The organism is Thermodesulfovibrionales bacterium, from assembly GCA_035622735.1.
GTDB lineage: Bacteria > Nitrospirota > Thermodesulfovibrionia > Thermodesulfovibrionales > UBA9159 > DASPUT01.
This window is the reverse complement of sequence record DASPUT010000006.1, coordinates 1-7,131: the sequence shown is the minus strand read 5'-3', so window position 1 is coordinate 7,131 and position 7,131 is coordinate 1. Positions and strand designations below refer to the sequence as shown.

General features: G+C 56.9%; 5 protein-coding genes. All 5 read right to left on the bottom strand.

The window, feature by feature from the left end:
* Positions 1-165 precede the first annotated feature (165 nt).
* A complete protein-coding gene (locus VEI96_00200; GenBank protein ID HXX56400.1) occupies positions 166-1,803 on the bottom strand; it encodes an FAD-dependent oxidoreductase in 1,638 nt (545 codons plus the stop codon).
* Positions 1,804-1,902: 99 nt separating this feature from the next.
* The gene (zwf, locus tag VEI96_00195) at positions 1,903-3,444 is read right to left on the bottom strand and encodes a glucose-6-phosphate dehydrogenase (protein HXX56399.1); all 1,542 of its coding nucleotides are present in this window, start codon (positions 3,442-3,444) and stop codon (positions 1,903-1,905) included.
* Positions 3,445-3,490: 46 nt separating this feature from the next.
* On the bottom strand, positions 3,491-4,354 hold the full coding sequence (locus VEI96_00190; GenBank protein HXX56398.1) for a transaldolase family protein: 864 nt from the start codon (positions 4,352-4,354) through the stop codon (positions 3,491-3,493).
* On the bottom strand, positions 4,351-6,183 hold the full coding sequence (locus VEI96_00185) for a transketolase (protein HXX56397.1): 1,833 nt from the start codon (positions 6,181-6,183) through the stop codon (positions 4,351-4,353). The genes VEI96_00190 and VEI96_00185 overlap by 4 nt, the downstream gene beginning before the upstream one ends.
* A 117-nt stretch (positions 6,184-6,300) precedes the next feature.
* Positions 6,301-7,131, bottom strand: an 831-nt coding sequence (locus VEI96_00180; protein ID HXX56396.1) for a DUF2950 domain-containing protein, incomplete at its 5' end; no start/stop codon positions are given.

Genomic DNA, 7,131 nt, shown 5'->3' with positions numbered 1-7,131 from the left:
CGGGTATCATGGCCGTTGGTGCCCTCGCCGGAGGGGCATTAGGCGGAAGGCTGGCGGGCCGTATTCGTCCGATCCTTCTGCGCCGCATCGTTGTGACGGTCGGACTCGTCGTAGCCATGATATACCTTGTTCGCTGAGGCAGGGTCTGCAGCGATCCCTCCTCTCCTATTTCTTCTCGACCCAATAGGGCGTCTCGAGATCCTCAAAGGCGGTGAGGGCAGCCTGGGAACCTTCTCCGACGGCCACAACGATCTGCTTCACCCCTCCGGTGATATCGCCTGCTGCGTATACCATCGGCACGGAGGTCCGCCGGTGTTCATCTACCTTTATGTAGCCCTCCTCATCTATTCCGAGCCCCAGCATCTTTGCGACCTCGTTGTTCGGAATATAGCCTATCGCAACGAAGACCCCGTCGACAGCCATCTCCTTCACGACCTTTTCCTTCTTGTCCTCTATCTTCACCCCTGTGACGACTTTATCACCAAGGATCTCCTTCACCTCGCTGTTCCAGAGGATATCGATTCCGTCGCGGGTCATCGACTCCTGCAGTCTCATCTCGCACCGCAATGCCTCTCTCCTGTGGATGAGCGTCACCTTCGCCCCGAGGGTGTTCAGGTAAAGGGCGTAGGTCGCCGCGGTGTTGCCGCCGCCGACGACGATCACCTTTTTCCCGTCCTTGAAGAAGTATCCGTCGCATTCGGCGCAGTAGCTCACCCCCCTCCCGTAAAGCCTGCTTTCCCCCGGTACGTCCAGCCTCTTATTGGCGACTCCCGTAGCGATGATGATACCCTTTGTCCGGTAGATGGCCCAGTTTGATTTTATCTGGAAGCGCCCGTCGACGCTCTCTATCTCCTTCACCTCTTCTGAAAGGTGTATCTCGGAATACTGCGCCGCTTGCTGGGCCATCATGTCAACGAGGGTCTTTCCCGGGATCCTCGTGAAACCGGGATAGTTCTCGACCTCCGGCGTTATCGTGACCTGCCCCCCGATATTCTCCCGTTCGAGGATCACGGTCTTGAGACCCGCCCTCTCCGCATAAATCGCGGCTGTCATCCCCGCCGGCCCCGCGCCGACGACGACGAGGTCCTTTTCGACGGGGACGTCCGAGACCTCCGTCGGCACGACCTCGGGACGCTTCAGCGAGAGGAGGGATTCGACAAAATAGTCCTCGGGCTCCGCCCCGGGAGAGGTGAGGATGCCGTTGATAAACGTCTGGGGGACAGAGACGATCCCGAACTTTTCAGCGATGTCCCTGTTCTCGAATATCTCGATCACCTCGGCTGATACGAAATCTCTCCTCGCGATGGCCGCGGAAACCGCGTACGCGACCTCCTGCGGGCAATAGGGACAGGTCGGGCTTACGAAGACCTGAATCTCCCGCTTCGTATCGATTTCCATGAGCCGCTTCAACGATTTCTCCGATATCACAACGCTCCCTGTCGATGCCATGAGGATAGCCAGGATCAGCGACCGGCCTTCCTCACCCAGAGGCGCACCGGTGAAACGAATCCTGTATTTGTCAGGGGCCACTAGCAGGGTCGGGGACTTCGTGACTCCCCTCTCTCCGGAGTGTTCGTCCCCTAGGGTATAAAAGGAAGCTTTGATCTTTGGAGAAATCTCGGCGAGGACCTTTACGAGGCCGGTCAAGGTCTCGTTGAATACGTCATTCGTACCCTTCCCGGTGAAGACCTCGATGACGACATCGTCCCTGAGCTCCTCGAATGTCTCCTTGAGGATCTTCTTGATATCTTCCGTGATCAGCTCGGTCTTAGGCTTGCTATCCGGATCCAATTTTTTATCCATGACAATATTTTATGACTATTGCTGCAGCTTTTCAAGAAATTGGGTGCCGCCATCGGCTTCTCCAGGCGGGTCTGATTCTTTGATGACGACGTATCCGGCTCAGTCAGTTATCCAGCAACGGTCTTCCTGTTCGAGGAGGAGGTGGGCCTCCGGAGGCCCCCAGGTTCCTGCGGCGTAGTTCGGGAAATTTTCGGGGGTGACTTCTTCCCAGCGCCGGATAATCGGGTCGACGATCTCCCACATGAGCTCTACCTCATCCTGTCTCACGAAGGGGGTCAAGTCCCCCTTCATGCAATCAACGAGGAGTTGCTCGTAGGCCGGATGCTCCGGCGTCTTAAAGGCTTCGCGGTAACTGAAGACCATCTTCGTGGAATATATCTGGTTGCTCACGTAGGGATACTTCACCATGAACCGCATCGAAATCTTCTCGTCCGGCTGAATCGTCAGCACGAGCACGTTCGGTTCCATGGAATCGCAGGTACGGCCGAAGAGCTGGAGGGGCAGCCTCTTGAGCTGTATGCAGATCTCGGTCACGCGTTTCTTCATTCGCTTGCCGGTCCGCAGGTAAAAGGGCACGCCGGCCCAGCGGAGGTTGTCGATGTAAAATTTCCCGGCGAAAAAGGTCGGCACAAGGGAAGCGGGACCGACACCCTCCTCTTCACCGTATGCCGGGACCGCGGCGCCGTTCTGCTTTCCGCGGCCGTACTGGCCTCTGACGACGAACCTGTCGATATAGTCGGGGCTCATCGGCCTCATGGAGCGAAGGATCTTCACTTTCTCGTCCCTGATAAAATCGGCCCTGAAGCCCACCGGCGGCTCCATGGCGATGAAGCCGAGGATCTGGAGCATGTGGTTCTGGACGATGTCTCTGACCACGCCGGTCTGCTCATAGAACCCCCCCCGTCCCTCTATGCCGATCGACTCGGCAACGGTAATCTGCACGTTGTCCACGAAGAGGCGGTTCCATATCTGCTCGAAGATCATATTCGAAAAGCGGAAGAAGATGATATTCTGGACCGGCTCTTTGCCGAGGTAATGATCGATACGGTAGACCTGCTCTTCGCGGAAGGCGCCCGTCAGGATCCTGTTCAGTTCGCGGGCCGAGGAGAGGTCGCTGCCGAACGGTTTTTCGACGATGATCTTCGTGTTGAACGGCCCCCTGCAGAGGTTATGGTATTTCAGTTTTTTCACGAGGACGGGAGTGACTTGAGGAGGCACGGCGAGATAGTAGATGACATTTTTGTTCCCCCCTCCGTCGGGCGTCGTGATCCCCTCGATCTTATCCCTGAGCCTTTTATAGCTTTCATCATCTTCGAATGTCCCTGACAGGGAAAAGACGTGTTTGTCGAATTCTCGCCAGGTGCCTTCATCATAGAGCCCCTCGCCGAAAGACTTCACCTCTTCTTCCATCATCGCGCGGTACTGCTCATCGGTGAGTTCCTTCCTGCCGAACCCGAGCAGAGAGAAACCGTCGGTGAGCTCGCGTTCCTTAAAGAGATGAAAGACGGAGGGGAGAAGCTTCTTCCGGCTCAGGTCTCCCGCACCGCCGAAAATCACCATGGTGCAGGGCTGAAGGGTAAACTCCTCCAACGAGATGTCGCATGTCTGAAGAAATCTGCTGTCGATAATCTCTTCACTCATCGAGGTTCTCCTCAGCGCTCCTGAACCTCACGAGGCTTGGAACGCCCTATCGTATGAGCGCATTCCAGTCACTCGAGAATCTCTCCATCCCCTTGTCCGTCAGATCATGGGATATATCGTAGTCCTGCGATCTGCCGGTGAGATCGATCTGCTTGTAGGGGATGGATTTCAGGTCCCGGGACTGATACGCATAATCCCCGCCCGGAATAATGAGCCCTTTTTCTTTCCATTCCTTCAATATCGTGAAGGGCGCGGTTATGATGTCAGATCCGAGCTTCAGCGCGTAGAGCAGATGGTCCAGGGTCCTCACGCTCGCTGTCAGGACTTCGACATGGGCGTTCCCCTTTCGGTACATGCAGAGGATGTTGGCGATGAGATCCATGCCGTTCTCTCCCTTGTCGTCAAGCCTCCCTATGAAAGGCGAAAGGAAAACGTTCCCCCTCTTCCCCCCGAGCGTCGCCGAATACACCGCGGCAGCCTGTTCCTGCGTGAAGCAGAGCGTCATGTTCACCCTCAACCCTTCCTTGACCGCCGCCTCGGCGGCCTTCAGCCCCTCCCGCGATGTCGGGAATTTGATGTGTGCGTTCGGGATCCAGGAAAACATCTCCCGCCCCTGCTTCAGCATCTGCTCGGCGGGGGTCGACGCATCGGCATACACTTCGACCGATATCGAACCCTGCGGCAGCAGTCCCGAAACCTCCCTCACGACGAAGTGGTAGAAGTTGAGGATCTCTTCACCGGTGAACTTGTCTCCCTTTTCGAGCCGCTTCCGCGCGCTCGGATTTTTTGCGATGAGCGTGGGGTTTGTCGTCTGTCCGTCAAGAAACCCGAGCAGGTCGAGAACCTGCTTCGTTTCGTGGGGGTCGCCCCCGTCCAGGAATATTCTCGTCTTGAGGTTTTCCGGTCTCATAGAAGCTCCTTTACTTTCTTGATGATCGCGTTTTTCGAAATCTCTTCGTATGCGAGGAGTTCATCGGGTTTCCCGCTCCTCGGCATGTTTCTCACGGCGAGCGAATGGACGGGCGTCCGCAGGTCGGCCAGGGCGCTTCTCACCGCTTCTCCGATGCCGCCTTCGGCGAAATGGTCCTCCACCGTGATGATCGCCTTCGTGGCGCCGGCTGCTTGGGAGAGCGTCACCCGGTCGACGGGTTTGACGCTGTAAAGGTCTATCACGCGGACGGATATCCCCTCCGCTTTCAACGCCTCGTACGCTGCGAGCGCCTCGTGGAGCGTTACGCCGGCGGCAGCGACCGTGACCCTGTCAACGCCGCTCTTTCTCAATACCTTAGACCCGCCGAGAGGAAACGTCTCGTCGTTTTGATACAAGACGGGCGTCTCTTTCCTTGTCGTGCGAAGGTAGACGATCCCCTTGTGCCGTGCCGACTCCTCGACGAGTTTCTCCGTCGAGACGGCGTCGGAGGGATAGAGTACCACGCTGTTCAGGAGGCATCGGAACATCGCGATGTCTTCGAGACCCATCTGAGAGGAACCGTCCTCGCCGATCGATACCCCGGCGTGGGAACCGCAAAACTTGATATTCGGGTCCGAATACTGGCTCATGCGTATCTGATCAAAGGCCCTCGTGAAAAAAGCGGCGAAGGTCGAGACAAAGGGAATCTTCCCCCTGCGGGAGAGGCCGAGCGCGGTCCCTACCATGTTTTGCTCCGCGATATACATCTCGAAGAACCGGCCCGGATACGAGGCCTTGAATATTTCGGCATAGGTCGAATTGGACACCTCGCCGTCAAGCACCACCATCTCGGGGAACTCCGGGAATATCCTCGCCAGGGCCGTACCATAGGCGTGTCTCGTCGCAACCGGCTTTTCCCCTGAATAGGAAATCCCCTCCGCCTTCCGGGGCGACTGTTTCTCAGGCTTCAGGTCATCGGGTTTCCGCAGTACGCCGCGGATGGTCCTGTCGATCTCCCCGAGCTCACCTAGCGCCTTTGCCAGTTCGTCTCTCTTCAGCGCCTTCCCGTGCCACCCGTTCTTATCTTCAACAAACGAGACCCCTTTCCCCTTGATCGTCTTCGCGATGATCATCGCCGGTCCGGACCTGACCTGGAGTGCCTTTTCATAAGCCGTGAGAATCTCGGGTACCGAATGGCCGTCTATGACGATGGGTTCCCAACCGAAGGACGAGACCCTCCTTTCATAGACAGAGAGGTCATGACCATACATGGTTTCGCCACGCTGACCCAGCCTGTTCACATCGAGGATGCCGACGAGGTTGTCCAATCCGTAGTATGAAGCTATCTCGAGCGCCTCGTACTGCGACCCCTCGGCCATCTCGCTGTCCCCGAGAAGCACAAAGGTCCTGTAGGGAAGTTTGTCGATGAACCTGGCGTTCAAGGCCATCCCGACGCCGATCGAAAGGCCCTGACCGAGCGAGCCGGTCGATGCTTCCGTATAGGGGAATGCGACGGTCGGATGGCCTTCGAGCGGACTGCCGAACTTTCTCAGGGTCATCAACTCCTCTTCACTAACCTTCCCGGCCGCCGCCCAGAGGGCATAGAAGAGCGGCGAGGCATGACCCTTCGAAAAGATGAGACGGTCGTTATTCGGGTGTCGCGGATTTTCCGCATCGAACCGGAAAAACCCGGCGAAGAAGAGGCAGGTCATGAGGTCCGCAGCGGAAAGGGAAGATGTCGGGTGGCCCGAGCCCGCCTCGGTGGTCGAGACGAGACTGAAATACCGGATCAGTTTCGCCAGCTTTTCTAATTGCTCTCTGTCAGCCATGGATTTCACCCCCTGTTCTGCACTTTTCAGGGTATGGCCACGAACGCGATTCGATCCGTTCGACCGAAAAGAGACCGGAACTGCCTTTCAATTCCCTTCTTGTGACGGCATCCCGGCCTATTCGACCTTAGTCCAAGTCTTGTCCGGATCGTATTTCACCATGGCCCCCGCTGTCTTTGCGGTCTGCTTTCCGAGATTTCTTTGATAGACGATCCCGTCCTGGTTCACGATGAAGGTCATGATCCCCGATGACCCGTACTTTGCCGGATAGGCCATGAGGCCGAAACCGAGGATCATCTTTCCCTTTGAAACATAGTCATAAGCTCCGCCGGGCGCGTGGCTGCCCTGTGCCTTCAGGATCCTGAAATAATAACCGTGGAAGGGGGTGGGCTTCTCAGCTCTTCCCTCCTTCGTGTATCCTTTCGCCGTGGCCTGTGCGACGAGGGGACCGAAGGGGCTCTGCTCCTCTCCCTCTTTCGCATCCCAGTAGAGCCCGTCCTTCTTGCCGGGGGTACTCACGAGCCTCTGCGCGTAGACGTAAAGACCGTCATTGTCCCAGTCCTTCTTGATATACTCCCGCTGAGCGTCGACATAGGTCTCCATCACATCGATGACCTGCAACTCATTTCTCCCGATGCGGCGGGTGAGGAGCTCTTCCTTTCCGGCCTTCGTGTCGAAATGCCAACTCTGCCCCTTCTTCACGATCGGGATCGGCATGGGATAATCATCGTTCCCGGTATAGAGTATCGCCCTGTCGGCGCCTTTTTTTTCTATCCTGTTCTTTTCTTCGTAGGACTTTACAAACCGTTCCATTCCTGCCCTATCTTCCACTTCGTCGCCCGATGAGAAGAGGGACTTAGACCCGGACCCGAGAACGGCGACGAATTTGTCGATATTGTCTGTCTTCACCGCTTCGATGAGGGCCTTCACCGCATCCTCCGGAGAAGG